The following is a 26,961-nucleotide window of genomic DNA, read 5'->3' on the forward strand; positions in this document are numbered from 1 at the left end:
GTCTCTCCCCCCCCCCCGCGGGGGGGGGGGGGGGGCCCGCCCCCCGCGCCGGGCCCCCCCCCCCCCCCCCCGCGCCCCGTTCGCGGCCGCCGGCCCGCGCGGGGTCTCCCGCGCCGGCCGTCCGCCGGCCCCGTACCAGTCCCGGAGGGAAAGCCCCATGACCGCGCCCGTGTTCGTCGTCGAGACCGAGCGGATCGCCGCCGCCGTGCCCGGTGCGGTGGTCCGGCTGGACGGTCCCGAGGGGCGGCACGCCGCCGCCGTGAAGCGGCTGGAGCCGGGGGAGGCGGTGACGCTCGCGGACGGGCTGGGGCTCGGCGTGGACGGCACCGTCGCGGCGGTGCACGGCAAGGACGCCATCGAGGTGACCGTGGCCGCCGTCCGCCGGGAGCCCGAGCCGGCGCCGCGGATCGTCGTCGTCCAGGCGCTGCCCAAGGGCGACCGCGGCGAGCTGGCGGTGGAGACCATGACCGAGGTCGGTGTCGACGTGGTGATCCCGTGGGCCGCCTCCCGCTGCATCACCCAGTGGAAGGGCGACCGCGGCGCCAAGGCGCTCGCCAAGTGGCGGGCCACCGCCCGGGAGGCCGGCAAGCAGTCCCGCCGGCTGCGCTTCCCCGAGGTCCGCGACCCGATGACCACCCGGCAGCTGGCCCCCGTCCTGGCCGGCGCCGCGCTCGCCGCCGTGCTGCACGAGGAGGGCGCCCAGCCGCTGGCCGCGGCCGCGCTGCCCGCCGCCGGGGACATCGTGCTGGTGGTCGGCCCCGAGGGCGGCGTCTCGCCGGAGGAGCTGGCCGCCTTCGCCGAGGCCGGGGCCGCGCCCTACCGGCTCGGCCCGTCGGTGCTGCGCACCTCCACCGCCGGGGTCGCCGCCGGGGCCCTGCTGCTCGGCCGCAGCGGCCGCTGGGGCTGACCGGCGGGATCCGCCGGGCGGGTCGCGGAGGGTCGTGGCGGACCCGGTGGGTCGCGGCGGGTCGTGGTCCGTAAAAACCGGGGCGCGATGCCAGGGTCGGTGCCTAGGCTGACCGCGTGAGCGAACCTCGGAGCACCCCAGCGGGCGCGTACCTGCGCCACCCTCATCTGCACGGTGACCTGATCACCTTCGTCGCCGAGAACGACGTCTGGCTGGCCCCGCTGGACGGCGGCCGGGCCTGGCGGCTGACGGCCGATCACGTTCCGGTCCGCCGGCCGCGGTTCTCCCCGGACGGGCGGCACATCGCCTTCACCTCCACCCGGGACGGCGCGCCCGAGGTGCACGTCGCGCCGGTGGACGGCGGCCCGTCGCGCCGGCTGACGTACTGGGGCAGCGGCCAGACCCAGGTCCAGGGCTGGACGGCCGACGGCCGCCCGGTCGCCACCACCACCGCCGGGCAGGCCACCCTGCGCCGCACCTGGGCGCACGCGGTGCCGCTGGACGGCGGCGAGCCGGTCCGGCTGCCGTACGGGCCGATCGGCGGCCTGGCCCAGGAGCCGGGCGGGGAGCGGACGCTGCTGGTCTCGGCGTTCGGCGCGGAGCCCGCCTGGTGGAAGCGGTACCGGGGCGGCCGGGTCGGCAAGCTCTGGATCGGCCGGGACGAGTTCGCCCGGGTGCACGAGGCCCTGGACGGGCACATCGAGTCCCCGCTCTGGGGCGGCGGGCCGGACGGCTCCCGGATCGCCTTCCTCTCCGACCACGAGGGCGTCGGAGCGCTGTACTCCAGCCTTCCGGACGGCGGCGACCTGCGCCGCCACACCACCTCCCCGGACGGCTTCTACGCGCGCGGCGCCGCCACCGACGGCAGCCGGGTGGTCTGGCACAGCGCGGGCGACCTCTGGCTGCTGGACGACCTCGAAGGCGCCGAGCCGCGCCGCCTGGACATCCGGCTGGCCGGGCCGCGGGCCGGCCGCCGCCCCCGCCCGGTGGCGGCCGCGCACTGGCTGGAGAGCGCCGCCCCGGACCGCACCGGCCGGGCCGGCGCCGTGGTGGTGCGCGGCAGCGTGCACTGGCTGACCCACCGCGAGGGCCCGGCCCGGGTGCTGGCCGAGACGCCCGGGGTCCGCGGCCGGCTGGCCCGGGTGGTGCCGGGCGAGGACGGCGGGCAGGGCGTGCTCTGGGTGACGGACGCCGAGGGCGAGGACGCCCTCGAGTACGCCCCGGCGGTACTGGGCACCGAGCGCCGCAGGCTGGCCGCCGGGCGGCTGGGCCGGGTGCTCGGGCTGGAGGTCTCGCCGGACGGCAAGCAGGCGGCGGTCGCCGCGCACGACGGCCGGGTGCTGCTGGTCACGCTCGCCGACGGCACCGTGCACGAGCTGGCCCACAGCCGGGACGGCGAGGTCAGCGGGCTGGTGTTCAGCCCGGACTCGGCCTGGCTGGCCTGGTCCCGGCCGGTCCCCGGCCTGGGGTCGTGGTCGCTGCGGCAGATCGCGCTGGCCAACCTGGCCACCCGGACGGTCGGCGAGGTCACCCAGCAGCGGTTCGTCGACACCTCGCCGGCCTTCACCGCCGACGGGAAGCACCTGGCGTTCCTCTCGGTGCGCAGCTTCGACCCGGTCTACGACTCGCACGCCTTCGACCTGTCCTTCCCGAACGGCTGCCGCCCGTACCTGGTCACGCTGGCCGCCGACACACCGTCGCCGTTCGGGCCGCAGCGGGCCGGCCGCCCGGTCGGCGGCGAGGAGGAGGAGCCCAAGGGAAAGAAGGCGGACGGCGAGGAGGGCGCCGCCGACGCACCGCCCGCCACCCGGGTCGACCTGGACGGCATCGCCGACCGGATCGTGCCCTTCCCGGTCGAGGGCGGCCGGTTCGGCGACCTGAAGGCCGCCAAGGACGGCGTGCTCTGGACCAGGGTCCCGCTGATCGGTGAACTCGGCGACGAGGCGGCTTCGCTGGAGGACGAGCGGCCGCGCCCCACGCTGGAGCGGTTCGACTTCCGCAAGCGCCGCGCCGAGCAGCTGGTGGACGGCCTCGACTCGTTCGAGGTCAGCGGCGACGGCACCCGGCTGGCCGTCCTGGACGAGGGCGAGCTGCGGATCCTGCCCGCCGACCACAAGGCGTCCGGCGAGGACGACGAGATCGGCGTCGACCTCGCCCGGCTGCGGGTGACCGTCGATCCGGCGGCCGAGTGGCGGCAGATGTACGAGGAGAACGGCCGCCTGATGCGGGACAACTTCTGGCGTCCGGACCTCGGCGGGGTCGACTGGGCCGGCGTGCTGGAGCGCTACCGGCCGCTGCTGGACCGGCTCGGTTCGCACGACGACCTGGTGGACCTGCTCTGGGAGGTGCACGGCGAACTGGGCACCTCGCACGCCTACGTCCTGCCGCGCGGCATCCACGCCGAAGCCGCCCGCTGGCAGGGGCAGCTGGGCGCCGACCTGGTCAAGGACGGGGACGTCTGGCGGATCGCCCGCATCCTGCCCGGCGAGTCCTCCGACCCGCGGGCCCGCTCGCCGCTGGCCGCGCCGGGCGCCGCCGTCCGCCCGGGGGACGCCGTCCTGGCCGTCAACGGCCGCCCGGTGGACGCGGTCACCGGGCCCGCACCGCTGCTGGCCGGCACCGCCGGGCAGCCGGTCGAGCTCACCGTGGCGGGCAAGGACGGCACCGACCAGCGCCACCCGGTGATCGTCCCGCTCGCCGACGAGGAGCCGCTGCGCTACCACGACTGGGTGGCCGGGCGGCGGGCCGCGGTGCGCGAGCTGTCCGGCGGGCGGCTCGGCTATCTGCACATCCCCGACATGCAGAGCGCCGGCTGGGCCCAGATCCACCGCGATCTGCGGTCGGAGATGGCCAAGGAGGGCGTGATCGTCGACATCCGGGAGAACCGCGGCGGCCACACCTCACAGCTGGTGATCGAGAAGCTGGCCCGCCGGATCGTCGGCTGGGACGTCGCCCGGGACATCGCCAGCCCGGTGCCGTACCCGGGTGACGCCCCGCGCGGACCGATCGTGGCGCTGGCCAACGAGTTCTCCGGTTCGGACGGCGATGTCGTCAACGCCGCCATCCAGGCGCTCGGGCTCGGTCCGGTGGTCGGCACCCGGACCTGGGGCGGTGTGATCGGCATCGACAGCCAGTACAGCCTGGTCGACGGCACCCTGGTGACCCAGCCCAAGTACGCGTTCTGGACGGAGGGTTACGGCTGGGGCGTGGAGAACCACGGGGTCGACCCGGACGTCGAGGTGCCGATCGCCCCGCACCAGTGGGCGGCGGGGGAGGACCCGCAGCTGGCCGAGGGCGTGCGGATCGCCCTGGCCGCGCTGGCCGAGACCCCGGCGAGGACCGCGCCGCCGCTGCCCTGGGAGTGACCGCCGGGCGGCTCCGGCGGGGGACCGGCCCGGTCGGTCCCCCGCCGGGGGCGGTGCGGCCGCAGGACTACCAGCAGGCGACCGGGCGGCTCGGCTAGCATGCGGCCGTACGCCCGGACGGCGAACGCCCCGGCGGCGCACCCGTCGGCGGCGGACGCCCCGACACCGCAAACCCCGACACCGCAAGCCCCGACCTGCGAACACGAGGAGACCCCGATGGCCGGCGAGCCGCAGCCCGACTGCCTGTTCTGCAAGATCGTGGCGGGCGAGATCCCGGCCACCATGGTGCGCAAGACCGAGCGCACCCTCGCCTTCCGGGACATCAGCCCGAAGGCCCCGACCCACGTCCTGGTCATCCCGCACGTCCACTACCCGAACGCCGCCGCCCTGGCCGCCGCCGAGCCGGAGATCGCCGGTGAACTGCTCGCCGAGGCCGGCGAGGTGGCCAGGGAGGAGGGCATCGAGGACTACCGGCTGATCTTCAACACCGGTGCGGGCGCGGGCCAGACCGTCTTCCACGCCCACGTCCACGTGCTCGGCGGCAAGCCGATGACCGAGCGCATGGTCTGACGACGTGTCGCAGCGCGAACTCGTCGTCCTCGGCACCGCTAGCCAGGTGCCCACCCGGCACCGCAACCACAACGGCTACCTGCTGCGCTGGGACGGCGAGGGCCTGCTGTTCGACCCCGGCGAGGGCACCCAGCGCCAGATGCTGCACGCCGGGGTCTCCGCCACCCAGCTCACCCGGATCGCCGTCACGCACTTCCACGGCGACCACAGCCTGGGCCTCGCCGGGGTCATCCAGCGGATCAACCTGGACCGCGTCCCGCACCCGGTGGACGTCTACTTCCCGGCCTCCGGCGAGGTCTACTTCGAGCGGCTGCGGTACTCCACCGCCTTCCACGAGACGGCCGTGCTGCGCCCCCGCCCGATCGAGGAGTCCGGCCCGCTGCCCGCGCCCGGTGCCCGCTTCGCGCTGGACGCCGTCCGGCTCTCGCACCCCGTCGAGTCCTTCGGCTACCGGCTCACCGAGCCCGACGGCCGCCGGCTCGTCCCCGAGCGGCTCGCCGCCTTCGGCATCGCCGGCCCGGACGTCGGCCGGCTCCAGCACCACGGCGTGATCGAGGCGGACGGCCGGCGGATCACCCTGGACCAGGTCAGCGAACCCCGGCCCGGGCAGCGGTTCGCCTTCGTGATGGACACCCGGCTCTGCGAGGGCGTCCACGAACTCGCCGAGGGCGCCGACCTGCTGGTCATCGAGTCGACCTTCACCGACGCCGACACCCGGCTCGCCGAGGACCACGGCCATCTCACCGCGGGCCAGGCCGCCAAGGTCGCCGCCGAGGCCGGGGTCCAGACCCTCGTCCTGACCCACTTCTCGCAGCGCTACCCCGACCTCGGACAGCATCTCGCCGACGCCCGCAAGCACTTCGACGGCACCGTGGTGCTCGCCGAGGACCTCACCCGGGTACCCGTACCGGCCAGACGCCGGCCGTGACCGGACGCGAGCGGGCCCGGGCCCGGCCGGAAAACCGCTCGCGCCGTCCCCCGATCTGCCGCAGCATCGACGCGTGCGGCCCCGCCGCCCGCCGCAGCGATCACGCTCGCGGCGTACCCTGGTGCCCCGGAGAGACCGAGCGGCACCACGAGACACGGATGGGATGAGGCAGGCCCCAGCGCCGACCTATGAGTGACACATCGCAGACCCGTACGAACGGACTGTCGCGCCCCGAACCGGCCGACGACGACCGCACCAGCGCCCGGATCGTCATCCCCGAGAAGCATCCGATGGTCACCCTGCTCGGCACCGCGGACTCGCTGCTGCGCGTGATCGAGCGGGGCTTCCCCGCCGCCGACATCCACGTCCGCGGCAACGAGGTGACCGCCACCGGGGAGCGCGCCGAGGTCGCCCTCGTCCAGCAGCTCTTCAGCGAGATGATGCTGGTGCTGCGCACCGGCCAGCCCCTGACGGAGGACTCGGTGGAGCGTTCCATCGCCATGCTCCGGAGCGCCGTGGACAATCCGGACAGCCCGGCGCCGTCCCAGGTGTTCACCGCGAACATCCTGTCCAACCGCGGCCGCACCATCCGCCCCAAGACCCTCAACCAGCAGCGTTACGTCGAGGCGATCGACCGGCACACCATCGTTTTCGGCCTCGGCCCGGCCGGTACCGGCAAGACCTACCTCGCGATGGCCAAGGCCGTCCAGGCCCTCCAGGCCAAGGAGGTCAACCGGATCATCCTGACCCGCCCGGCCGTCGAGGCGGGGGAGCGGCTGGGCTTCCTGCCCGGCACCCTCTTCGAGAAGATCGACCCGTACCTGCGCCCGCTCTACGACGCGCTGCACGACATGATGGACCCGGACTCCATCCCCCGCCTGATGGCCGCCGGGACGATCGAGGTCGCCCCGCTCGCCTACATGCGCGGCCGTACCCTCAACGACGCCTTCATCATCCTCGACGAGGCCCAGAACACCTCGCCCGAGCAGATGAAGATGTTCCTCACCCGCCTCGGGTTCAACTCCCGGGTGGTGGTCACCGGCGACACCAGCCAGATCGACCTCCCGGGCGGCACCCGCAGCGGCCTCAAGGTCGTCCAGGAGATCCTGGCCGACGTGCCCGACATCCACTTCTCCGTCCTCACCAGCACCGACGTGGTCCGCCACAAGCTGGTCGGCCGGATCGTGGACGCGTACGAGCGCTGGGACGCCCGGCAGGAGACCGACGAGAACGTTCCGTCGGCCCCCCGCAAGCCCACCCAGCGGCGCGGCTCACGCGCACCCCGACAGTCCCATCGCACCGAAAGCTGAGTAACCAGCCCGTCATGTCGATCGACATCGCCAACGAGTCCGGTTGGGACGCTGACGAGGAAGCCATCCTCGACGTCGCCCGCTACGCACTGGACAAGATGCGGATCCACCCGCAGTCCGAACTGTCCGTGATCCTGGTGGACGGTGCGGCGATGGAGGAGCTGCACATCCAGTGGATGGATCTCCCGGGCCCCACCGATGTGATGTCCTTCCCCATGGACGAGCTGCGCCCCGGCAAGGAGGGCGAGGAGCTGCCGCAGGGCCTGCTCGGCGACATCGTGCTCTGCCCCGAGGTCGCCGAGCAGCAGGGCAAGGCAGCCCCGTCCAAGCACTCGATGGACGAGGAGCTGCAGCTGCTCACCGTCCACGGGGTGCTGCACGTCCTCGGTTACGACCACGAGGAACCCGAGGAGGAGGAGGAGATGTTCGCCCTCCAGAAGCGGATCCTGGACGACTGGCGGGCGGGCCGCGGCCTCGGCGGCATCTCGCCGGCCCCCACCACCCACTGAGCGGGGAGCCCGAACCCCTGTGAGTGGTGAGAGTACGAGCTTCATCATCGGTGCCGTGCTGCTCGTCGTTCTCGGCTGGCTGGCCGCGTGCGCCGAGGCGGGCATCTCCCGGGTCTCCCGGTTCCGGGCCGAGGAGGCCGTCCGGGCCGGGCGGCGCGGCTCGGCCCGGCTGCTGACCCTGGCCTCCGACCCGATCCGCTACCTCAACCTGGCCACCCTGATCCGGGTGGCCAGCGAGATGGCCGCGGCCGTCCTGGTCACCGTGGTCTGCGTGCGCAACCTGGAGACCACCTGGCAGGCCGTGCTGCTGGCGTTCGGTGTGATGGTGCTGGTGTCCTTCGTGGCGGTCGGCGTCTCGCCGCGCACGATCGGGCGCCAGCACCCGCTGACCACCGCCACCGCGGCCTCCTTCGTGCTGCTGCCGCTGGCCGGCGTCCTCGGCCCGATCCCGCGGCTGCTGATCCTGCTCGGCAACGCGCTCACCCCGGGCAAGGGGTACCGGGAGGGGCCGTTCGCCTCCGAGGCGGAGCTGCGGGCGCTGGTGGACCTCGCCGAGAAGAACGACGTGATCGAGGACGAGGAGCGCCGGATGGTGCACTCCGTCTTCGAGCTCGGTGACACCATCGTGCGCGAGGTGATGGTGCCGCGCACCGACCTGGTGATGATCGAGCGGCACAAGACCGTCCGGCAGGCGCTCACCCTGGCGCTGCGCTCCGGCTTCTCGCGCATCCCGGTGGTCGGCGACAACGAGGACGACGTGGTCGGCATCGTCTACCTCAAGGACCTCGTGCGGCGCACCCACATCAACCGGGACGCCGAGTCCGAGGAGGTCGGCGACGCGATGCGGCCGGCCGTCTTCGTCCCGGACTCCAAGCCGGCCGCCGACCTGCTGCGCGAGATGCAGCAGCGGCGCTCGCACGTGGCGATCGTGATCGACGAGTACGGCGGCACGGCCGGGCTGGTCACCATCGAGGACATCCTGGAGGAGATCGTCGGCGAGATCACCGACGAGTACGACCGGGAGATCGCGCCGGTCGAGGACCTCGGGGACGGCTCGTACCGGATCACCGCCCGCCTGCTGGTCGAGGACCTCGGCGAGCTGTTCGGCATCGAGCTGGAGGACGAGGACGTCGAGACCGTCGGCGGCCTGCTGGCCAAGCACCTCGGCCGGGTGCCGATCCCGGGCTCGTCCTGCGAGATCCCGCTGCCCGAGGACGCGGCCACCGGCCTCACCGCGATCAGGCTCACCGCCGAGAGCTCGGCCGGGCGCCGCAACCGCATCGGCTCCATGGTCGCCATCCCGGTCCGCGGGGCGGGCGAGGGCACCCCGGAGGCCGGCGAGTAGCGGGGGTGCCGCAGCGGGGCGACGATGGCGTCATGACTCATCTACTGCGTGCGGAGTACGGCCCGCAGGGGCGGTCGGCCGGGGCGAGGTCCTGGCACGTCGTCCGGGCCGCCGAACCCGCGACGGCCCTCTGCGGCCGCACGATGGACACCGACGCCGAGACGCGGCCGGAGGAGGAGTGGGGTACCGGCCTGCGGTGCTGCCAGCAGTGCGGCTCGCTGTACATGCACGAGGTGCCGCACATGCAGGGGGAAAACCCGTACAGCTAGGCCCGCCGTGCGCGGCTCCGGGACCGGAGTAGCGTGGAGTGCGGCCGTCTGACGTCCCATGGTGGAGGTCACCATGAAGCTGCAAGACGAACTGCCCGTCGACCACCGGCTCGCCGTGGTCTGGCGGATCGGCGCGGGGCTCGGCGGGATCTTCCTGATCGTGTTCGGGATCCTCGGGCTGCTGAACCATCCGGGCTTCCTGTCCACCCACGGCAACGAGGTGGCCGGGCTGTCGACCAACGGGGCGCTGAGCATCCTCTCCATCGTGATGGGCGGCGTCCTGCTCGCCGGTGCGATGATCGGCGGGAACTTCGCCTCCAACCTGAACATGGCGGTCGGCGGGCTCTTCGTGCTCTCCGGCTTCTACGGTCTGACGGTGCTCGGCCGGCCGGAGGCCAACATCCTCAACTTCCGCATGTCCAACGTGCTGTTCGCGTTCATCTTCGGGCTGGTCGTGCTGAGCTTCGGCATGTACGGCAGGGTCAGCAGTCATCTGCCGCACGACAACCCGTACTGGCGCCGGCGCAGTGACGAGGAGGAGCCGATGCCGTCCGGGCCGAAGACCTTCGTCAAGGTCATGAAGCCGGGGCCGTCCAACCCGATCGGCCACTGACGGCCGGGAGCGGCGGGTTTCCGCCGGGGGCCACGCCCTATGCTCGGCGGCATGAGTGACATCGTCGAGCTCGACCCCGAAGACAAGAAGATCATCACCCTGGCCCGCTCCGCCCGCGCCCGCAACGGCGTCCCGGAGGGGGCCGCGGTGCGCGACGAGACCGGCCGCACCTATGTGGCCGGGACGGTGGCGCTGGAGTCGCTGCGGCTCAGCGCGCTCCAGACGGCGGTGGCGATGGCGGTGGCCAGCGGCGCGAAGTCGCTGGAGGCGGCGGCCGTGGTGAGCGCGGCGGAGCAGCCCGCCGAGGCCGACCTGGCCGCCGTGCGGGACCTCGGCGGCGCCGGGACGCCGGTGCTGCTGGCCGGGCTGGACGGGGCGCTGAAGGTGGCGGCCGAGGCCCGCTGAGCGGCGTTGCCGAAAGGCGCCCGGGTGGGGACCCGGGCGCCTTTCGCATGAGCGGTGGCACCGGCCGAAGGCCCACCAAATTCGGCGGATAATCTCACCGGGGACGGGGTCGGGGTGAGGGTCGTGCCGAGGGGGCTGGGGAGATGGGTCCGTTCGCGTTCTTCGCGGGGCTGCTGCTGGGCGTGATGGGGATGGGCAAGTGGCAGGAGACCGGCTCGCCGTACTGGCTCTGGGGCTCGGTCGCGTTCCTGTCGCTCGTGCTGATCATGGGATTGGCCTCGCTGCGCGGCGGCAGGAAGGGCTGACCGCGGGCCCGGCGGGGCGGCCGGTCCGTTCCGGTCCCGGTGATCAGGGAGAATGGAGCACATGAGTGCCCCTTCCTCCTCGTACCGCTCCGGCTTCGCGTGCTTCGTCGGCCGGCCCAACGCGGGCAAGTCGACCCTGACCAACGCCCTGGTGGGGACGAAGGTCGCGATCACCTCCGACCGCCCGCAGACCACCCGGCACACCGTTCGCGGCATCGTGCACCGCCCGGACGCCCAGCTGATCCTGGTCGACACGCCCGGCCTGCACAAGCCCCGCACCCTGCTCGGCGAGCGGCTCAACGACCTCGTCCGCAGCACCTGGGCCGAGGTCGACGTGATCGGCTTCTGCCTCCCCGCCGACCAGAAGCTCGGCCCCGGCGACAAGTTCATCGCCAAGGAACTCGCCGAGATCAAGAAGACCCCCAAGGTGGCCATCGTCACCAAGACCGACCTGGTCGACTCCAAGCGCCTGGCCGAGCAGCTGATCGCCGTCCACCAGCTCGGCGAGGAGCTGGGCATCGAGTGGGCCGAGATCATCCCGGTCTCGGCGGTCGGCGGCAAGCAGGTGGAGCTGGTCGCCGACCTGCTCACCAAGCTGCTCCCGGAGGGCATGCCGCTCTACCCGGACGGCGACCTCACCGACGAGCCCGAGCAGATCATGGTCGCCGAGCTGATCCGGGAGGCCGCGCTGGAGGGCGTCCGGGACGAACTGCCGCACTCGCTGGCCGTGGTGGTCGAGGAGATGCTCCCGCGCGAGGACCGCCCGGCGGACCGCCCGCTGCTGGACATCCACGCCAACGTCTACGTCGAGCGGCAGAGCCAGAAGGCGATCGTGATCGGCGCCAAGGGCTCGCGGCTCAAGCACGTCGGCACCACCGCCCGCAAGCACATCGAGGCGCTGCTCGGCACGCCCGTCTACCTGGACCTGCACGTCAAGGTGGCCAAGGACTGGCAGCGTGACCCGAAGCAGCTGCGCAAGCTGGGCTTCTGAGCCACCGGCCGTGAGGGCCCGTCCGGACACCGTCCGGGCGGGCCCTTCGCATGGCGGAACGATGGTCGCCGCGCCGGTGCTACGCGCCCTCGCGCAGCACCAGCGAGACCAGCTCGCGTTGCGACTCGGTGAGTTTCGGGTCGGCGCAGTGCACCGTCCGGCCGTCGACGGTGATCTCGTAGTGGAAGCCGTCCGGCACCCCGTACGAGGGCGACCGCAGCCCGCCCGCGACGGCCTCGCGGGCGAGCGCGTGGACGTGCGGGGCGTCCGTACGCTCGGTGGTGTCGAGCTCCGCGCGGCGGACGTGTCCCGCGAGGCCGCCGGTCCGGGTCACCTGGATACGCATGGTGTCCATGGTGCTACGCAGGGATGGCGTTTGCCGGGCTTTTCCCGGACCGTGACCTTAGGGAGAACCTAAGCGCGGCTCAACCCGTGCTGATGCCGACCTGCGCCCAGGCCGCCGTCACGGTGTCGGCCACCGAGTGGTCGGGATAACGGCTCGCGGCGGCCGCGACGGTGGCCCGGGCGAAGGTGGCGAAGTCGGCGTCGGCGGGCAGGTGCCCGCCGGTCAGCGTGTCGTACCAGATCCGCCCGGCGCGCTCCCAGGCCGGGCCGCCGAGGGCGGTGGCGAGCAGGTAGAAGGCGTGGTTGGGGATGCCGGAGTTGATGTGCACGCCGCCGTTGTCCCCGGCGGTGTGGACGTAGTCGCGGAAGTGGGCCGGCTGCGGGTCCTTGCCGAGCCGGGGGTCGTCGTACGCGGTGCCGGGCGCCCTCATCGAGCGCAGCGCCACGCCCTGGACACCGGGCGCGAGCAGCCCGGCGCCGATCAGCCAGTCCGCGGCGGCCGCGTCCTGGTGCAGCGCGTACTGCTTGACCAGCGAGCCGAACACGTCGGAGACGGACTCGTTGAGCGCGCCGGGCTGGTCCTGGTAGTCCAGGCCGGCGGTGAACTGGGTGACACCGTGGGTGAGTTCGTGGCCGATCACGTCGACGCAGGCGGTGAAGTCGCCGAAGATCACGTTGTCGCCGTCGCCGAACACCATCCGGTGCCCGTCCCAGAAGGCGTTGTCGTAGTCCCTGCCGTAGTGCACGGTGGCGTCCAGGCGCAGGCCCTGGTCGTCGATCGAGCGGCGGCCGTAGACGTCGGCGTACAGCGCGAAGGTGGCGCCGAGGCCGTCGTAGGCGTGGTTGACGGACTGGTCGGAGACGGGGCTCTGGCCCTCCCGGCGGACGGTGCGGCCGGGCAGTCGCTCGGCGTGCCCGGCGTCCGCGATCACCCGCTCCAGGCGGGCCGGGCCGGGTTGCGCCGGAAGGGCGGTGAGGCGGGCCGTGCGGTGCACGGCGTCCAGGGCGAGTGAGCGGGCGGCGGGGGCGTGACCGTCCTCGGCGAGGCGGTCCAGGACGTACGGCGGCACGATCGCGCAGAGCGGCGCTATACCTGTCATGTGACCAAGGGTGAGGCAACAGTGACGTGTTGTCACCGGTGCGGACGAAAATACCCGCCGTCTCAAGGGGTGGAAAGGTGGGTGGGCTCGCTTCGGGGGCGCGCGGCCCTGGGTTACGCTGGAGAACATCATGCGCAACGGGCTGCTCCTTCTTAGCTGCCGCGTCGAGGGCCTGTAGTCCACTGGGGCCGGCTCCCTCGCCGCGGGGATGTGCTGCGCGTTGAATCGGTCGGCCCGACGAGGGGCCGCGAGCGGCAGCAGGCCGGCCAGTCGGGTGTTCATCCACCCCGACCAGCCCCGCACCACAGGAAGCCGAGAGTCACCTCCATGACCGAGCAGAACTCCACCGCGTCCGTCCCCGCCGCCCGCGCCTTCGCCGGCCGCCCGACCCCGATCACCGCCGCCACCGCGCGCCAGCGGCCGTCGGGCATGCGCCACGGCCGCTACCTGCCGTTCGGCACCGTCGACCTGCCGGACCGCACCTGGCCGTCGAAGGTGATCACCAAGGCGCCGCGCTGGCTCTCCACCGACCTGCGGGACGGCAACCAGGCGCTGATCGACCCGATGTCCCCGGCCCGCAAGCGCAAGATGTTCGACCTGCTGGTCGCGATGGGCTACAAGGAGATCGAGGTCGGCTTCCCGTCCTCCGGCGCCACCGACCACGCCTTCGTCCGCTCGCTGATCGAGGAGGGGGCGATCCCCGAGGACGTCACCATCTCGGTGCTGACGCAGGCCCGCGAGGAGCTGATCGAGAAGACCGTCGAGTCGCTGGTCGGCGCCCCCCGGGCGACCGTCCACCTGTACAACGCGACCGCGCCGCTCTTCCGCCGGGTGGTGTTCCGCAACGACAAGGCGGCCACCAGGGCGATCGCCACCGACGGCACCCGGCTGGTGATGGAGTACGCGGAGAAGCTGCTGGGCGACGACACCGTCTTCGGCTACCAGTACTCGCCGGAGATCTTCGTCGACACCGAGCTGGACTTCGCGCTGGAGGTCTGCGAGGCGGTCATGGACGTCTGGCAGCCCGGCGAGGGCCGCGAGATCATCCTGAACCTGCCGGCCACCATCGAGCGGGCCACCCCGAACGTCCAGGCCGACCAGTTCGAGTGGATGTCGCGCAACCTGTCGCGCCGCGAGCACGTCTGCCTGTCGGTGCACCCGCACAACGACCGCGGCACCGCCGTCGCCTCCGCCGAACTGGCCTACATGGCGGGCGCCGACCGCATCGAGGGCTGCCTGTTCGGCCAGGGCGAGCGCACCGGCAACGTCGACCTGGTCACCCTGGGCATGAACCTGTTCTCCCAGGGCGTCGACCCGCAGATCGACTTCTCCGACATCGACGAGGTGCGCCGCACCGCCGAGTACTGCAACCAGATGGAGGTGCACCCGCGCCACCCGTACGCCGGCGACCTGGTGTACACCTCCTTCTCCGGCTCGCACCAGGACGCCATCAAGAAGGGCTTCGACACCCTGGAGGCGGACGCCAGGGCGGCCGGCGTGCCGGTGGAGGAGCACACCTGGGGCGTGCCGTACCTGCCGATCGACCCGAAGGACGTCGGCCGCACCTACGAGGCGGTCATCCGGGTCAACAGCCAGTCCGGCAAGGGCGGGGTGGCGTACGTCCTGAAGAACGACCACAAGCTGGACCTGCCGCGCCGGATGCAGATCGAGTTCTCCCGGATCATCCAGGCCAAGACCGACGCCGAGGGCGGCGAGGTCACCCCGGCCGCGATCTGGGCGGTCTTCCAGGACGAGTACCTGCCGACCACCGACAACCCGTGGGGCCGGATCGCGCTGAGCGGCTCGCGCAGCCTGACCACCGAGGACGGCCGGGACGCGCTGAGCGCCGAGGCCCAGGTGGACGGTGCGCCCGTCACCCTGACCGGTACCGGCAACGGCCCGGTCTCCGCCTTCGCCGACGCGCTGGCCCAGATCGGCGTGGACGTACGGGTGCTGGACTACGCCGAGCACGCGCTGAGCGAGGGCGGCGACGCCCAGGCCGCCGCGTACGTCGAGTGCGCCGTGGACGGCAAGGTGCTGTGGGGCGTGGGCATCGACGGCAACACCGTGCTGGCCTCGCTGAAGGCGATGATCAGCGCCGTCAACCGGGCGCAGCGCGGGTAGTTCGTACGAGTGGTAGTCGACGGGCCGTCCTCCGGGGCGGCCCGTCGCCGTCGAGGTCCGGGCTCCGGCGGGCGGTTGTGTCCTGCACCACATTTTTTCGTGACGGAAGCCGTTCGGGGTACTGACACGTGCCGGTAACCATGGCAGCATCGATCCACCGGAAAACCGGGTCGGTGGGACGGCCTCGGTGTCCGGTCGCGTGACCTGCCCATTGTTGAGCAGGCCGCCTGCCATGTCTGGGGAGTGGCGCCGTGACAGGGTTGTGGGGAGTCCGCCCGCGGTGGCGGACCGACGTTCTCGGTGACTTCTTCTGTCCAGGCTGCGGCGGGGACCGCAACTACCGCCGGCAGCACGGCCGGCGGTGGCTGCGGCTGCTGGGTACACCGGTGCTCCCGCTCGGCCCGGTCGTCGGCAGTGTGCAGTGCACCTCCTGCCGTGGTCGGTACGGGGTGGAGAGCCTCGAACAGCCCACCTGCGTCCGGCTCGGCGGGATGCTGCGGGACGCCCAGTACACGATCGCGCTCGCCCTGCTGGCGGCCGGCGGCACCGCGCACCGGGCGGCCCGCGAGGCGGCCTGTGCGGCCGTCCGGGAGGCCGGCTTCGAGGACTGCGGCGAGGCCCAGGTGCTGGCCGCGCTCGCCGCGCTCTCCGGCCTCGGCGGCGAACTCTCCGAGGCCCACGACCTGGGGGCACCGCCCGGCCGGGGGCTGGGGGAGGTCGGCGGTCTGGCCGCGGAACTGCACGCGGTGCTCGAACCGCTCGCCCCGTACCTGGCCCACCAGGGCCGGGAACGGCTGCTGCTGCAGGGCGCGGCGATCGCCCTGGCCGACGGGCGCTACCTGCCGCACGAGCGCGACGCGCTGGCCGCGGTCGGGCGCTGCCTCGACCTGCCGCAGGCGCGCGTCGGGGCGCTGCTGGAGGCGGCCACCCGCGCTCCGTACTAGGGCCCGGCGCCGCCCCGGCGCCGCCGCACGTGCGGCACCCCGAAGACGAGACCCTCGACACCAGTCACCCTCAGACCCCCACAAACCGGGCCCACCCCCCTCCGGGCCCGCCGTGTCCCGCACCGACCGGTCACCCCCCCACGACCGCGGTGCGGGCACACGGCTGCCGTCGTTCCTGGGGGACAATGGGGGGATGTCCACACTGTTCGACGGCCGCGGCGAGGCCGTGGCATGAGCCTGTTCCGGGACGACGGCGTGGTGTTGCGGGCCCAGAAGCTCGGCGAGGCCGACCGGATCATCACCCTGCTCACCCGCCAGCACGGCAAGGTGCGCGCGGTGGCGCGCGGGGTGCGCAAGACCAAGTCCAAGTTCGGCGCCCGGCTGGAGCCGTTCTCGCACGTGGACGTCCAGTTCTTCAGCCGGGGGAGTGAGCTGATCGGCCGCGGGTTGCCGCTCTGCACCCAGGTGGAGACGATCGCCCCGTACGGCGGCTCGATCGTCACCGACTACGGCCGCTACACGGCCGGGACGGCCATGCTGGAGACGGCGGAACGGTTCGCCGAGAACGAGGGCGAACCGGCCGTCCAGCAGTATCTGCTGCTGGTCGGGGGGCTGCGGACGCTCGCCGCCGGGCTGCACGAGTCGCACCTGGTGCTGGACGCCTTCCTGCTGCGCTCGCTGGCCGTCAACGGCTACGGCGCGAGCTTCACCGACTGTGCCAAGTGCGGCCTGGACGGCCCGAACCGGTTCTTCTCGCTCCAGGCGGGCGGCGTGCTCTGCGGGGACTGCCGGGTCCCCGGATGTGCCGTACCCTCCCCTGAGACACTGGTACTGCTCGGGGCGCTGTTGTCAGGGGACTGGCAGACGGCCGACACCTGCGAGCCGAGGTACTGGCGGGAGGGCAGCGGCCTGGTCGCGGCCTATCTGCAGTGGCACCTGGAGCGGGGCATCCGCTCGATGAGATACGTGGAGAAGTGAGCACATGGCAGCGCGACGGCTCTTCGGCGGCGGCAAGCAGAGGGACTACCTCCCCCCGACCCCGCATCCCAGTGGAGCCCAGCCCCCCAAGATCCCCGGTGAGCTGGTCCCGGGCCACGTCGCCATCGTGATGGACGGCAACGGCCGCTGGGCCAAGGAGCGCGGGCTGCCGCGCACCGAGGGCCACAAGGTCGGCGAGTCCGTGGTGCTGGACGTGCTCAAGGGCGCGATCGAGCTGGGCGTGAAGAACATCTCGCTGTACGCGTTCTCCACCGAGAACTGGAAGCGCTCGCCCGACGAGGTGAAGTTCCTGATGAACTTCAACCGGGACGTCATCCACCGCCGCCGCGACGAGATGGACGCGATGGGCGTCCGGGTCCGCTGGGCCGGCCGGATGCCCAAGCTGTGGAAGAGCGTCGTCCAGGAGCTCCAGGTCGCCGAGGAGCAGACCAAGGACAACGACGCCGTGACGCTCTACATGTGCGTCAACTACGGCGGCCGGGCCGAGATCGCGGATGCCGCGGCGGCCATCGCGGCCGATGTCGCGGCCGGGAAGCTGGACCCGAAGAAGGTCAACGAGAAGACCCTCGCCAAGTACATGTACCACTCGGACATGCCGGACGTGGACCTCTTCCTGCGCCCCAGCGGCGAGCAGCGCACCTCCAACTTCCTGCTCTGGCAGTCCGCGTACGCCGAGTTCGTGTTCCAGGACGTGCTCTGGCCGGACTTCGACCGCCGCGACCTCTGGCGGGCCTGCGAGCAGTACGCGATGCGCGACCGCCGCTTCGGCGGCGCGCAGCCCAACGAGCTCCCGGCCGACGGAACGGCCGACGAGACGGCCGCCGGGCTGCCCGCCCAGCGCTGACGCGGTACGCCGAAGGGCCCGTGGGACGTGTCCCACGGGCCCTTCGGCGTGGTGCGGATCAGATCTTCTTGGCGCACTCCGAGCAGGTGCCGAAGATCTCCAGGGTGTGCGCGATGTCGCTGAAACCGTGCTCCGCGGCGACCGAGTTGGCCCAGCGCTCCACGGCCGGCCCCTCGACCTCGACGGTCGCGCCGCACTGCCGGCAGACCAGGTGGTGGTGGTGCCCGCTGCTGCACCGCCGGTAGACCGCCTCGCCGTCCGCGGTGCGCAGCACGTCCACCTCGCCCGCGTCGGCGAGCGACTGGAGGGTGCGGTAGACCGTGGTCAGACCGACCGAGTCACCGCGGTGCTTCAGCATGTCGTGGAGCTCCTGCGCGCTGCGGAAATCCTCGATCTCGTCCAGGGCCGCCGAGACGGCGGCACGCTGCCGGGTCGATCGGGCGCGCGGCGACGGGCCTGCGGTGGTCACCGTGGGTCCTCCTGGGGGTGTGGGCGTCGAACACCTCATTGTGCCAGCCCCGCCCCCCGGTCAGGACTGGTCGCGTCGGACGTACCGGGCCCGGGCAGTTGGACGTCGCAGACCTCCGGCCCGCGGTCGGCGGCGGTCCGGTGCCGGCGGCGGGCGAGCGGGGCGGCGATCACGCTGAACACCGCGAACACCGCGATGGCGAGCAGCACGATGGCCGGACCCGAGGGGACGTCCAGCTGGTAGGAGCCGGTGACGCCGGCCAGGGCGACCACCACACCGAGCCCGATCGAGGCGGCCTGGGTGGCGGCGAACGAGCGGGTGAGCTGCTGGACGGCCACCACCGGCACCACCATCAGGGCGCTGACCAGCAGCAGCCCGACCACGCGCATGGCGACGGTGACGGTGACCGCGGCCATCACCGCGAGCAGCAGGTTGAGGAAGCGCACCGGGACGCCGGTCACCCGCGCGAAGTCCTCGTCCTGGCAGATCGCGAAGAGCTGGCGGCGCAGGCCCACGGTGACGGCGATGACCACGGCGCCGAGCGCCGCGATGGTGGCGAGGTCGGCGGGGGCGACGGTCAGGATGGAGCCCCAGAGGTAGCTCTCCAGGCTGCCGGCGCCGGCCTGGGCGGACATCGAGACCAGCAGCTTGCCGCAGGCCATGCCGCCGTAGAAGAGCATCGCCAGGGCGATGTCGCCGCGCTGGTTGCCGCGCGAGCGGACCAGCTCCATGGTGACGGCGCCGAGCACGCAGACCAGCACGGCCATCCAGACCGGGCTGGTCTGGAAGATGAAGCCGAGGCCGACACCGGTCATCGCGACGTGGCCCATGCCGTCACCCATCAGCGCCTGCCGCCGCTGCACCAGGTAGATGCCGACGGCGGGCGCGGTGACACCGACCAGGACGGCGGCGAGCAGGGCGCGCTGCATGAAGTCGTAGGAGAGCATCTCGGTCATGCGAGCAGCCTCGGCGGGGTGTGGTCGGCGTGCGGGTGGACGTGGTCGTGGCCGGGCAGGGCGTGCAGCCCGGTGTTCGGGACCGGCGGGCCGTCGTGTGCGACGCAGCCGTCGCGCAGCACCACCGCGCGGTCGATCAGCGGCTCCAGCGGCCCGAGTTCGTGCAGGACCAGCAGGACGGCGGCGCCGCGGCCGACCTCGGCGCGCAGCGTCTCGGCGAGCACCTGCTGGCTGGCGGCGTCCACCCCGGCCATCGGCTCGTCCATGATCAGCAGGTCGGGGGTGCCGACCAGGGCGCGGGCGATCAGCACCCGCTGCTGCTGGCCGCCGGAGAGGTCGGCGACGCCGTCGCCGGCCCGGTCCAGCATGCCGACGGCGGTGAGCGCGCGGTCCACCGCCTCGCGGTCCCGGCGGCGGAACGGCAGCAGCCGGTGCTGCGGCAGCCGTCCGGTGGAGACCACCTCGCGCACGGTGGCGGGGACGCCGGAGGCGGCGGTGGTGCGCTGCGGCACGTAGCCGATCCGGTGCCAGGCGCGGAACCTGGCGAACGGGGTGCCGAACAGCTCCAGGTCGCCGCGCTCCAGCGGGACGGAGCCGATCACGGTCTTGACGGTGGTGGACTTGCCGGAGCCGTTGGCGCCGAGCAGGGCGACCACCTCGCCGGGCCGCACCGTGAGGTCGATGCCGCGCAGTACGGGCCGGCCGCCGCGCGAGGCGACGGCGTCGCGGAGGCGGACGGCCGGGGGTATCGGGTCGTTCATGGCGTGCTGTCGTCCCGTCAGCCGGTGGTGGTGCCGAGCGCGGCCCGCAGGTTGGCGAGGTTCTGCCGCATCACCGTCAGGTAGTCGTCCTTCGAGGGGTCCTTGACGCCCTCCAGCGGGTCCAGGACGGCGGTCTTGAGTCCGAGGTCCTTCGCCACCGTCTCGGCGAGCTTGGGGCTGACCAGGGTCTCGAAGAAGATCGTGGTGACGCCGTTCTCCCCGGCGGCCTTCTGCACCTCGGCCAGCCGGGCCGGGGTGGGCTCGGACTCCGGGTCCACGCCGTTGATGGCGACCTGGGTGAGGCCGTAGTGCTCGGCGAGGTAGCCGAAGGCGGCGTGGCTGGTGACGAAGGTCCTGGTCTTCGCGTCCTTCAGGCCGTCCCGGAACTCCTGGTCCAGGGTGGTCAGCCTGCCGACCAGCTCGTCGGTGTTCTTCTGGTAGTCGGCCGCGTGCGCCGGGTCGGCCTCGGCGAACTCGGCGCCGACGCTCTTGGCGACCGCCGCGTAGCGGGTCGGGTCGAGCCAGATGTGCGGATCCCCGGCCGGGCCCTCGTGGTGGTGGCCGTCGGCCTCCTCGGTGTCCTCGTCGAGGTGGTGGTCGACCAGCGGGGCGGCGGCGGTGGCGTCGACCACGTGCTTGGCCTTGGACTGGTCGACGGCCTGGTCCACGGTGGGCTGGAGGCCCTTGAGGTAGACGATCGCGTCGGCCTTCTGGACGGCGCCGACCTGCTTGGCGGTGAGCTCCAGGTCGTGCGGCTCGACGCCGGCCGCGGTCAGATCGGTGACCTTGACGTGCTCGCCGCCGATCTGCGCGGCGAGGAACTCCATCGGGTAGAAGGAGGCGACGACATCCAGCTTGCCGTCCGTCCCCTTGGCGCTGCTGCTCCCGCCACAGGCCGTGAGCAGGAGGGCGGCGGAGAGGGCGGTGGCCGTCAGGGCTATGGAGCCGCGGGCATGTCGTCGGATCATCATGACAACCATTCTCATCTTCAGTGGAAATGATTGTCAACTCACTCGGGCGGCGTAGCGCCCGGGCCGCCGGACGCGGCGCGCCGCTGGTCGGGACGGCGATACCGAGTTGAACCCGGTACCCGTTCGGCCGGTAACCTGAGGTATTCGGGTACGCGCAACCAGCCGTGCCCTGACCGTGCCGTCGTACTGAAGAGAGCACTGTGGCCGCCGACAAGATCGAGACGATCGTCAGCCTGAGCAAGCGCCGTGGCTTCGTCTACCCCTGCAGCGAGATCTATGGCGGCACGCGTGCCGCCTGGGACTACGGACCGCTGGGTGTCGAGCTGAAGGAGAACATCAAGCGCCAGTGGTGGCGCGCGATGGTCCAGGCTCGGGAGGACGTCGTCGGACTCGACTCCTCGGTGATCCTCGCCCGTGAGGTCTGGGAGGCATCCGGCCACGTCGCCACCTTCAACGACCCGCTGACCGAGTGCCTCTCCTGCCACAAGCGCCACCGGGCCGACCACCTGGAGGAGAAGTACGAGGCCAAGCACGGCCACCTGCCGGCCAACGGCCTCAAGGACATCAACTGCCCCGACTGCGGCACCAAGGGCTCCTTCACCGAGCCCAAGGAGTTCTCGGGCATGCTGAAGACCCACCTCGGCGTCACCGAGGAGGCCGGCAGCCTGGCGTACCTGCGCCCGGAGACGGCCCAGGGCATCTTCACCAACTTCAAGGCCGTCCAGACCACCTCGCGCAAGAAGCCGCCGTTCGGCATCGCCCAGACCGGCAAGAGCTTCCGCAACGAGATCACCCCCGGCAACTTCATCTTCCGCACCCGCGAGTTCGAGCAGATGGAGATGGAGTTCTTCGTCAAGCCGGGCGAGGACGAGCAGTGGCACGAGTACTGGCTCCAGCAGCGCTGGGACTGGTACGTCGACCTCGGCCTGCGGACCGAGAACATGCGCTTCTTCGAGCACCCGAAGGAGAAGCTCTCCCACTACGCCAAGCGCACGGTGGACATCGAGTACCGCTTCAACTTCGGCGGCCAGGAGTTCTCCGAGCTGGAGGGCCTCGCCAACCGCACCGACTACGACCTGCGGGTGCACAGCGAGGCCTCCGGCCAGGACCTGAAGTACTTCGACCAGGAGTCCGGCGAGCGGTACTTCCCGTACGTCATCGAGCCGGCGGCGGGCCTCAACCGCGCCATGCTGGCCTTCCTGCTCGACGCCTACTTCGAGGACGAGGCGCCGAACGCCAAGGGCGTCCTGGAGAAGCGCGTCGGCATGCGGCTCGACCCGCGGCTGGCCCCGGTCAAGGTGGCCGTGCTGCCGCTGTCGCGCAACGCCGACCTCTCGCCGAAGGCCCGCGGCCTGGCCGCCGACCTGCGCACCGCGTGGAACGTCGAGTTCGACGACGCGGGCGCGATCGGCAAGCGCTACCGCCGCCAGGACGAGATCGGCACGCCGTTCTGCGTCACCGTCGACTTCGACACCCTTGAGGACAACGCGGTGACCGTGCGCGAGCGCGACACCATGTCGCAGGAGCGCGTCTCGCTCGACCAGGTGAAGTCCTACCTGGCCGCCCGCCTGATCGGCTGCTGACGACCGTCGGCTCCGGGAGCCCCCGTTCGCCCTCGGGCGGACGGGGGCTTCCTCGTGCGGCGGCCTGGCCCCGCGGGCTCAGCCGTGGCGGCGGCCCCAGCGGAAGCGCCGCGGTTCGGCGGGGGTGGTGGGCAGACCGGCCGTGCGGAGCGCGGCGAGGGTGGTCCGGTGGCGGTCCACATCGGCGGTCAGGGCGGCCAGCAGCTCGCCGTACAGCTCCGGGCGGCCGTCCAGCGCGGCCGCGAGCCGGACCAGTTCGCCCGGCGGGCGCGCCGCCGCGAGCTCGCGCAGCAGGACGGCGGGCAGGGGGCCGGCCAGCGAGACCGCCAGCGCGGCGAGGTCGGCGGTGGGCCGGCCGGCGGCCTGGCGGAGCAGGGTGCGGGCGTCGGCGGACCGGCCGGACCCCTGCAGCGCGGCGGCCAGCGCGGCGACCTCGGCGGTGGGAGCGGAGCCCCACTCCCAGAGCAGGGTGGCGCCGTCGGCGAGCTGCCCGGCGCGCTCCAGCGCGGCCAGCAGGGCGGGCAGGGCGTCGGCCGGGTAGGACCAGAGGGCGTGGAACAGCTCGGCCGCCTCCTCGGCCAGCCCGGCCTGGCGCAGCTCGGCGAGGGTGCCGACGGCCTGCTCCGGGGTGCCCCGGGCGGCGCCGCGGGCCAGCCGGACGGAGGCGCCGGGCGGGCCGCCCCGGGCGAGCAGCCCGGCCAGCCGGGTGGTGTCGGGCGGGGGCAGCAGGACGGCGGCCTGGGCGACCAGGTCGGCCGACTCCTCGGTGGCGCCCCGGCGGTGCAGGGCGGTGATCCGCTCGGCGAGGGCGGTGAGTTCGGCGGGGGAGCGGCGGCGGGGCGGTTCGGGCGGGGGTGGCGGTGTCGGCGGGATCGGTGCCGATGGTGGCGCTGATGGTGTGGCGGGAGCGTGCGCGTCGTCGAAGCGCGCCCCCATGGGCTGCCGGGGCATGGAGTGCCGGGGGCCGGGGTGCTGCTCCGGTCGTTGCGGGTCTGGTCGCTGCGGGCCGGGCAGCGGGGTGTCGGATTGCCCGGGAACGGATTGCCCGGGAACGGATTGCCGGGGAACGGACTGGCCGGGGGCGGGTCGCCTGGGGGCGGGTTGCCGCAGCCGGTCCTCCAGCGCCTGGAGCTGCTCGCTCAGCTCCAGGCAGCGCGCGCCGAGCCCCTCGCGCAACGTCCGGGCCTGGGCGAGCTGCCGCAGCAGCTCCGGGTCCGGGTACTGCCGCTCCGGGACGGCCCGGACCGCCTCGGTCAGCCGCCGTTCGCGCTGACCGGCGTACTGTCTCGCCCGTAGCAACTCGTCCAGTTCGGAGCGGAGTTCGATCGCCTGTTGCTCGTCCTCCCCGTCCTGGGCCGCAGCCGTGGGTTCTGTCGTCCGCCGAATCCGCATGGTCGCCCCGCCTTGTCATCTGGACCCTGACTGGGGGTCATCCTGGCGTCGGTATGCGGCCGCCGCGTTACGGCAGTGCGTCCACTGGTTTGCGACTGGCGTCCAGGAGCGCACAGACGGCGATCGTGACGAGGAGCGCGGCGGTCGCGCCCCGGAGGAGGGCCGCCTCGTAGTAGGGGTCGACCGCCCACCGGACGGCGAGGCCGCCGGCCACCGCCCCGGCCGCGGCGGCGGGCACCAGCCGGAGCAGGACGCGCGGGCCGTGCCGCCGCAGGAGACCGGCCGCCGCACCCAGGAGGACCACGCCCCCGGCGGCCGCGGCGAGTTCCGGGGTGCCGAAGCTCCCGGCGTACCGGATCGCGAGCGCGGGGACGAGGAACAGCGTGAGCCCGTCGCGCAGCGCGTCGCCGACCGCCGTCACAGCCGGTCCGGCCGGGCCCCCGGGCGAACGCCCCGCCGCGTACCCCGTGGCGACCAGCACGGCCAGGGCGAACGCCGCCCCCGGCAGCCGCTCGCCCAGCCGCGCCAGGTTGTAGAGCAGCGCGGTGTCGTACAGGACCAGCATCAGGTGGCCGATGGCCCACAGCTCGACCGTGAAGACGAGCAACCCGCGTGCGGTGACCGGCCGTTCCTCCGCCTTCCCGTCGCGCGCCGCGATCCCGGCGAGGGCGATCGGGGTGACGACCGCCGAGACCGCCCTGAGCGCGATGTCGTCCACCGTGTACGGGTTGCGCAGGTCCCATTCGACCGCGCAGAACGCCACCGTGTACGACGCGGCCGCCAGCGCCGGGAGGGGCGAGCGGGCCACCCTGCGGTACAGCCCCCGGTCCAGTCGGCGCAGCACGGTGAGGAACGCCAGCAGCACCAACGGAAGTTCGAGGAAGGCCTGCACCCGCAGCACGGACGGCGCGAGCAGCTCCGGCGCGGGCGTGTGCGCCGCCAGCCAGTCGATCACCGGGTTGCCGCGCGGTACGGCGAACCACCCCGGCGGCAGATGGCGGGCGACGAACGAGGTGTCCCCGCCGTGCGCTCGCTGGACGTACACGGCGAACAGCACCTGGTTGAGGTAGATCAGGGCGACCACGACGGCCAGCGCCGCCTCCGGCCCGAAGCCCCCACGCCCGGGCCGCCCCTTGCGCCTCAACACCTTTGGTGCGGCGGCCAGTCCCGCGCCGACCGAGACCAGGACCGTGCCGTCCAGCACGGGTGCGATCCCGCTCATCGCGCCAGTCGGGCCCGGGCCTCCATCAGGGCGAAGCCGAGCAGGTTCTCCCCGCGCCACTCCGCCGGCCGCTGCGCCCGCTCGTCGTCCGCCGCGAGCCCGATGCCCCAGACCCGGTCCACCGGGCTGGCCTCCACCAGGACCCGCTTCCGGGTGCTGAGGAGATACGCGCAGAGCGCCTCGTCCTGCCCGAACTTGGCGACGTTGCCCGCCACCACCAGCTCGAACCGCCCGGCCACCCAGGCGGCTTCGTCGAACCCCTTGACCAGCCGCCCCAGCTTCTTCGCCTCGGCGGGCGTGCGGGCGGCCAGGATCCTCGGCACGATCGCCTCGTCCTCGAACATCCGGGCCTTCCCCGCCATCATCCAGTGCTCGGCGGTCGGGTAGGTCACCCCGTCCACGGTGAACCCGCCCGGCCACCACTGACTCAGCGCGCCCGCCCCGACGGACCCGTCCCGTTGTGCCCGATGCCCCCAGAACAGCAGCCACTTCGGCTCGGCGCCGGCCGCGACCAGCGCCGCCAGCTCGGCCCGGCTGCGTGTCCCGGAGGGGTCCCCCATCTCGGTCTTCGTCATATCGTCATCCTGACATGAAGGGTTCTGGAGGCACCAGCGGTTTACCCGGGGCCGTCGGACGCGACGGTCGGGCGGCCGCTGTGGTCGAGGGCGGTATCCCGCACGACCGGTGGCTGACGGCGATTTGATCGATGCCGGCGATCCGACGTCCGCTCATGCACGGTAGGGCGCCGGGCTTGTCCGACCCTGCGCACCTGGTGATCTCGTCGGGCTGCGCCTCGACGGCGTGGCAGCCACCGGGTAGCCGACCGGTCGGACCGGCCGGGCGCCCAAAGCAGGGTGCCCCGGCCGAACGGCCGGGGCACCAGGTCGTGCTGGGAGCGGAGCAGGCGTCGCCGTCAGCTCTCGGCGGAGCGACGACGGCGGGAGGCGGCGACCAGGGCCGCACCCGCGGCGACGGCCGCGGCGGCGCCGCCGGCCTCCCAGCCGAGCCCGTCGTCCACGCCGGTGGCGGCGAGCTGGCCGGACGTCGCGGCCGTGGTGCCGGTGGTGGTGACCGGAGCCGACACCGAGCCCGTGGTGCTCACGACGTTGGCGGCCTGGACGGCCTGGCCGGTCGACTGGTCCTGCCCGGTACCGGTGTTCTGGGTCTGGGCCGGCGGGGTGGGCTTGGCGGCGGCCGCCGCGTTGGCCTCGTCCTCGGCGCGGGCCGTGTACTGGCCCTCCTTGAGGAACTTGAGGATGTCGGCGTAGGTGCCGTCGAGTGCGGCGTTGGCGGCCTTCTTGACGGCGGGGCCGCCGGAGCTCATGAGCTTGCTGACCTCCACGCGGTCGTCGTCCTCGCGCTGCTTCGCCAGTTCGACCTCCAGGAAGTGGCGGAGGTCGGCGGCGGTGCCGTCGAGTGCCTTCTGGGCGGCTTCGCGAACGCCGGGTCCGGACGCCTTGTCGGCGAGGATCCGCTGCACCTCGGCGCGGTCGTCCTCGGCGCGGGCCGTGTACTGGCCCTCCTTGAGGAACTTGAGGATGTCCTCGTAGGTGCCGTTGAGTGCGGCGCGAGCTGCCTTCTGGACGGCGGGGCCGCCGGTGCTGAAGATCTGGGCGACCTTCACCCGGTTGTCGATCTGGCGCTGCTTCGCCAGTTCGACCTCCAGGAAGTGGCGGAGGTCGGCGGCGGTGCCGTCGAGTGCCTTCTGGGCGGCTTCGCGAACGCCGGGTCCGG

The 26,961-nt window shown here is 73.0% G+C and carries 27 protein-coding genes; 17 read left to right on the plus strand and 10 right to left on the minus strand.

Features of this window, described 5'->3' with window-relative positions; translation table 11 throughout:
- Nucleotides 1-157: 157 nt before the first annotated feature.
- From ACIO5D_RS17355 to era, 12 genes are all read left to right on the plus strand, one after another.
- Complete coding sequence (locus ACIO5D_RS17355; RefSeq protein ID WP_363607246.1) at nt 158-907, plus strand: 16S rRNA (uracil(1498)-N(3))-methyltransferase; 750 nt, start codon at nt 158-160, stop codon at nt 905-907.
- 116 nt (nt 908-1,023) lie between these two features.
- Nucleotides 1,024-4,272 (plus strand): PDZ domain-containing protein, encoded by a 3,249-nt coding sequence (locus ACIO5D_RS17360; protein WP_400796114.1) that lies wholly within the window; start codon nt 1,024-1,026, stop codon nt 4,270-4,272.
- Nucleotides 4,273-4,488: 216 nt separating this feature from the next.
- A complete protein-coding gene (locus ACIO5D_RS17365; protein ID WP_400757738.1) occupies nt 4,489-4,842 on the plus strand; it encodes a histidine triad nucleotide-binding protein in 354 nt (117 codons plus the stop codon).
- Between the two features lie 4 nt (nt 4,843-4,846).
- Complete coding sequence (locus ACIO5D_RS17370; protein ID WP_363607243.1) at nt 4,847-5,770, plus strand: ribonuclease Z; 924 nt, start codon at nt 4,847-4,849, stop codon at nt 5,768-5,770.
- A gap of 290 nt (nt 5,771-6,060) precedes the next feature.
- Nucleotides 6,061-7,080 carry a PhoH family protein gene (locus tag ACIO5D_RS17375; protein WP_363607251.1) on the plus strand — a complete coding sequence of 340 codons (1,020 nt, stop codon included), beginning with the start codon at nt 6,061-6,063 and terminating at the stop codon, nt 7,078-7,080.
- A gap of 14 nt (nt 7,081-7,094) precedes the next feature.
- Complete coding sequence (ybeY, locus tag ACIO5D_RS17380; RefSeq protein WP_363439878.1) at nt 7,095-7,589, plus strand: rRNA maturation RNase YbeY; 495 nt, start codon at nt 7,095-7,097, stop codon at nt 7,587-7,589.
- Between the two features lie 19 nt (nt 7,590-7,608).
- A complete protein-coding gene (locus tag ACIO5D_RS17385; RefSeq protein WP_363607241.1) occupies nt 7,609-8,934 on the plus strand; it encodes a hemolysin family protein in 1,326 nt (441 codons plus the stop codon).
- A 32-nt stretch (nt 8,935-8,966) separates the two neighbouring features.
- On the plus strand, nt 8,967-9,203 hold the full coding sequence (locus ACIO5D_RS17390; RefSeq protein ID WP_363607239.1) for a hypothetical protein: 237 nt from the start codon (nt 8,967-8,969) through the stop codon (nt 9,201-9,203).
- 73 nt (nt 9,204-9,276) lie between these two features.
- Complete coding sequence (locus tag ACIO5D_RS17395; protein ID WP_363607238.1) at nt 9,277-9,816, plus strand: DUF4383 domain-containing protein; 540 nt, start codon at nt 9,277-9,279, stop codon at nt 9,814-9,816.
- 51 nt (nt 9,817-9,867) lie between these two features.
- A complete protein-coding gene (locus ACIO5D_RS17400) occupies nt 9,868-10,221 on the plus strand; it encodes a cytidine deaminase (RefSeq protein ID WP_363607236.1) in 354 nt (117 codons plus the stop codon).
- 143 nt (nt 10,222-10,364) lie between these two features.
- Nucleotides 10,365-10,526 carry a hypothetical protein gene (locus tag ACIO5D_RS17405; RefSeq protein ID WP_363607234.1) on the plus strand — a complete coding sequence of 54 codons (162 nt, stop codon included), beginning with the start codon at nt 10,365-10,367 and terminating at the stop codon, nt 10,524-10,526.
- Between the two features lie 61 nt (nt 10,527-10,587).
- Nucleotides 10,588-11,517, plus strand: a complete 930-nt coding sequence (gene era / locus ACIO5D_RS17410; RefSeq protein WP_363607233.1) for a GTPase Era — start codon at nt 10,588-10,590, stop codon at nt 11,515-11,517.
- 79 nt (nt 11,518-11,596) lie between these two features.
- Here the strand turns inward: era and ACIO5D_RS17415 are convergent, their stop codons facing one another.
- Together ACIO5D_RS17415 and ACIO5D_RS17420 are read right to left on the minus strand one after the other, a co-directional pair.
- Entirely contained in the window at nt 11,597-11,863 is a 267-nt protein-coding gene (locus ACIO5D_RS17415) for a protealysin inhibitor emfourin (protein ID WP_400652013.1), read from the minus strand.
- 79 nt (nt 11,864-11,942) lie between these two features.
- Nucleotides 11,943-12,962: a M4 family metallopeptidase gene (locus ACIO5D_RS17420; protein WP_363607229.1), complete on the minus strand. Its 1,020-nt coding sequence runs from the start codon at nt 12,960-12,962 to the stop codon at nt 11,943-11,945.
- Nucleotides 12,963-13,289: 327 nt separating this feature from the next.
- On the opposite strand from ACIO5D_RS17420, the gene leuA reads away from it, so the two are divergent.
- From leuA to ACIO5D_RS17440, 4 genes are all read left to right on the plus strand, one after another.
- Nucleotides 13,290-15,086 carry a 2-isopropylmalate synthase gene (leuA, locus tag ACIO5D_RS17425; RefSeq protein WP_363607228.1) on the plus strand — a complete coding sequence of 599 codons (1,797 nt, stop codon included), beginning with the start codon at nt 13,290-13,292 and terminating at the stop codon, nt 15,084-15,086.
- A 251-nt stretch (nt 15,087-15,337) separates the two neighbouring features.
- Nucleotides 15,338-16,030: a TerB family tellurite resistance protein gene (locus ACIO5D_RS17430; protein WP_363607226.1), complete on the plus strand. Its 693-nt coding sequence runs from the start codon at nt 15,338-15,340 to the stop codon at nt 16,028-16,030.
- A gap of 231 nt (nt 16,031-16,261) precedes the next feature.
- The gene (gene recO / locus ACIO5D_RS17435; protein WP_400652018.1) at nt 16,262-17,008 is read left to right on the plus strand and encodes a DNA repair protein RecO; all 747 of its coding nucleotides are present in this window, start codon (nt 16,262-16,264) and stop codon (nt 17,006-17,008) included.
- 4 nt (nt 17,009-17,012) lie between these two features.
- Nucleotides 17,013-17,873: an isoprenyl transferase gene (locus ACIO5D_RS17440; RefSeq protein ID WP_400796117.1), complete on the plus strand. Its 861-nt coding sequence runs from the start codon at nt 17,013-17,015 to the stop codon at nt 17,871-17,873.
- A gap of 58 nt (nt 17,874-17,931) precedes the next feature.
- Here the strand turns inward: ACIO5D_RS17440 and ACIO5D_RS17445 are convergent, their stop codons facing one another.
- From ACIO5D_RS17445 to ACIO5D_RS17460, 4 genes are read right to left on the minus strand one after another with little or no spacing between them, the layout of a single operon-like run.
- Nucleotides 17,932-18,342, minus strand: a complete 411-nt coding sequence (locus ACIO5D_RS17445; protein ID WP_363607222.1) for a Fur family transcriptional regulator — start codon at nt 18,340-18,342, stop codon at nt 17,932-17,934.
- Between the two features lie 35 nt (nt 18,343-18,377).
- The gene (locus ACIO5D_RS17450) at nt 18,378-19,298 is read right to left on the minus strand and encodes a metal ABC transporter permease (protein WP_400652024.1); all 921 of its coding nucleotides are present in this window, start codon (nt 19,296-19,298) and stop codon (nt 18,378-18,380) included.
- The gene (locus ACIO5D_RS17455) at nt 19,295-20,059 is read right to left on the minus strand and encodes a metal ABC transporter ATP-binding protein (RefSeq protein ID WP_363607219.1); all 765 of its coding nucleotides are present in this window, start codon (nt 20,057-20,059) and stop codon (nt 19,295-19,297) included. Before ACIO5D_RS17455 ends, ACIO5D_RS17450 begins: the two co-directional genes overlap by 4 nt.
- A 17-nt stretch (nt 20,060-20,076) precedes the next feature.
- A complete protein-coding gene (locus ACIO5D_RS17460) occupies nt 20,077-21,030 on the minus strand; it encodes a metal ABC transporter substrate-binding protein (protein WP_400796119.1) in 954 nt (317 codons plus the stop codon).
- Between the two features lie 200 nt (nt 21,031-21,230).
- Between ACIO5D_RS17460 and ACIO5D_RS17465 the strand changes: the two genes are divergently transcribed.
- Nucleotides 21,231-22,613 (plus strand): glycine--tRNA ligase, encoded by a 1,383-nt coding sequence (locus ACIO5D_RS17465; RefSeq protein ID WP_363607215.1) that lies wholly within the window; start codon nt 21,231-21,233, stop codon nt 22,611-22,613.
- A 78-nt stretch (nt 22,614-22,691) separates the two neighbouring features.
- Here the strand turns inward: ACIO5D_RS17465 and ACIO5D_RS17470 are convergent, their stop codons facing one another.
- The 4 genes from ACIO5D_RS17470 to ACIO5D_RS17485 form a co-directional block, all read right to left on the minus strand.
- Nucleotides 22,692-24,005 carry a hypothetical protein gene (locus ACIO5D_RS17470; RefSeq protein WP_400796120.1) on the minus strand — a complete coding sequence of 438 codons (1,314 nt, stop codon included), beginning with the start codon at nt 24,003-24,005 and terminating at the stop codon, nt 22,692-22,694.
- A gap of 67 nt (nt 24,006-24,072) precedes the next feature.
- Nucleotides 24,073-25,227, minus strand: a complete 1,155-nt coding sequence (locus ACIO5D_RS17475; RefSeq protein ID WP_400796122.1) for a hypothetical protein — start codon at nt 25,225-25,227, stop codon at nt 24,073-24,075.
- Nucleotides 25,224-25,802, minus strand: a complete 579-nt coding sequence (locus ACIO5D_RS17480; protein ID WP_363607210.1) for an NADAR family protein — start codon at nt 25,800-25,802, stop codon at nt 25,224-25,226. Before ACIO5D_RS17480 ends, ACIO5D_RS17475 begins: the two co-directional genes overlap by 4 nt.
- A 338-nt stretch (nt 25,803-26,140) precedes the next feature.
- On the minus strand, nt 26,141-26,961 hold an 821-nt coding region (locus tag ACIO5D_RS17485), incomplete at its 5' end, for an ALF repeat-containing protein (protein ID WP_400796125.1).

The sequence above is a fragment of the Kitasatospora sp. NPDC087315 genome (genome assembly GCF_044744345.1).
In the GTDB taxonomy this organism is placed as follows: Bacteria; Actinomycetota; Actinomycetes; order Streptomycetales; family Streptomycetaceae; genus Kitasatospora.

Excerpts from the sequence above, each read along its gene's own strand:
- ACIO5D_RS17355 (WP_363607246.1), top strand. The coding sequence starts at position 158 with ATGACCGCGCCCGTGTTCGTCGTCGAGACCGAGCGGATCGCCGCCGCC.
- ACIO5D_RS17365 (WP_400757738.1), top strand. The coding sequence starts at position 4,489 with ATGGCCGGCGAGCCGCAGCCCGACTGCCTGTTCTGCAAGATCGTGGCG.
- ACIO5D_RS17375 (WP_363607251.1), top strand. The coding sequence starts at position 6,061 with ATGGTCACCCTGCTCGGCACCGCGGACTCGCTGCTGCGCGTGATCGAG.
- ybeY (WP_363439878.1), top strand. The coding sequence starts at position 7,095 with ATGTCGATCGACATCGCCAACGAGTCCGGTTGGGACGCTGACGAGGAA.
- ACIO5D_RS17390 (WP_363607239.1), top strand. The coding sequence starts at position 8,967 with ATGACTCATCTACTGCGTGCGGAGTACGGCCCGCAGGGGCGGTCGGCC.
- ACIO5D_RS17395 (WP_363607238.1), top strand. The coding sequence starts at position 9,277 with ATGAAGCTGCAAGACGAACTGCCCGTCGACCACCGGCTCGCCGTGGTC.
- ACIO5D_RS17400 (WP_363607236.1), top strand. The coding sequence starts at position 9,868 with ATGAGTGACATCGTCGAGCTCGACCCCGAAGACAAGAAGATCATCACC.
- ACIO5D_RS17405 (WP_363607234.1), top strand. The coding sequence starts at position 10,365 with ATGGGTCCGTTCGCGTTCTTCGCGGGGCTGCTGCTGGGCGTGATGGGG.
- era (WP_363607233.1), top strand. The coding sequence starts at position 10,588 with ATGAGTGCCCCTTCCTCCTCGTACCGCTCCGGCTTCGCGTGCTTCGTC.
- ACIO5D_RS17415 (WP_400652013.1), bottom strand. The coding sequence starts at position 11,863 with ATGCGTATCCAGGTGACCCGGACCGGCGGCCTCGCGGGACACGTCCGC.
- ACIO5D_RS17420 (WP_363607229.1), bottom strand. The coding sequence starts at position 12,962 with ATGACAGGTATAGCGCCGCTCTGCGCGATCGTGCCGCCGTACGTCCTG.
- leuA (WP_363607228.1), top strand. The coding sequence starts at position 13,290 with ATGACCGAGCAGAACTCCACCGCGTCCGTCCCCGCCGCCCGCGCCTTC.
- recO (WP_400652018.1), top strand. The coding sequence starts at position 16,262 with ATGAGCCTGTTCCGGGACGACGGCGTGGTGTTGCGGGCCCAGAAGCTC.
- ACIO5D_RS17440 (WP_400796117.1), top strand. The coding sequence starts at position 17,013 with ATGGCAGCGCGACGGCTCTTCGGCGGCGGCAAGCAGAGGGACTACCTC.
- ACIO5D_RS17450 (WP_400652024.1), bottom strand. The coding sequence starts at position 19,298 with ATGACCGAGATGCTCTCCTACGACTTCATGCAGCGCGCCCTGCTCGCC.
- ACIO5D_RS17455 (WP_363607219.1), bottom strand. The coding sequence starts at position 20,059 with ATGAACGACCCGATACCCCCGGCCGTCCGCCTCCGCGACGCCGTCGCC.
- ACIO5D_RS17460 (WP_400796119.1), bottom strand. The coding sequence starts at position 21,030 with ATGATGATCCGACGACATGCCCGCGGCTCCATAGCCCTGACGGCCACC.
- ACIO5D_RS17470 (WP_400796120.1), bottom strand. The coding sequence starts at position 24,005 with ATGCGGATTCGGCGGACGACAGAACCCACGGCTGCGGCCCAGGACGGG.
- ACIO5D_RS17475 (WP_400796122.1), bottom strand. The coding sequence starts at position 25,227 with ATGAGCGGGATCGCACCCGTGCTGGACGGCACGGTCCTGGTCTCGGTC.
- ACIO5D_RS17480 (WP_363607210.1), bottom strand. The coding sequence starts at position 25,802 with ATGACGAAGACCGAGATGGGGGACCCCTCCGGGACACGCAGCCGGGCC.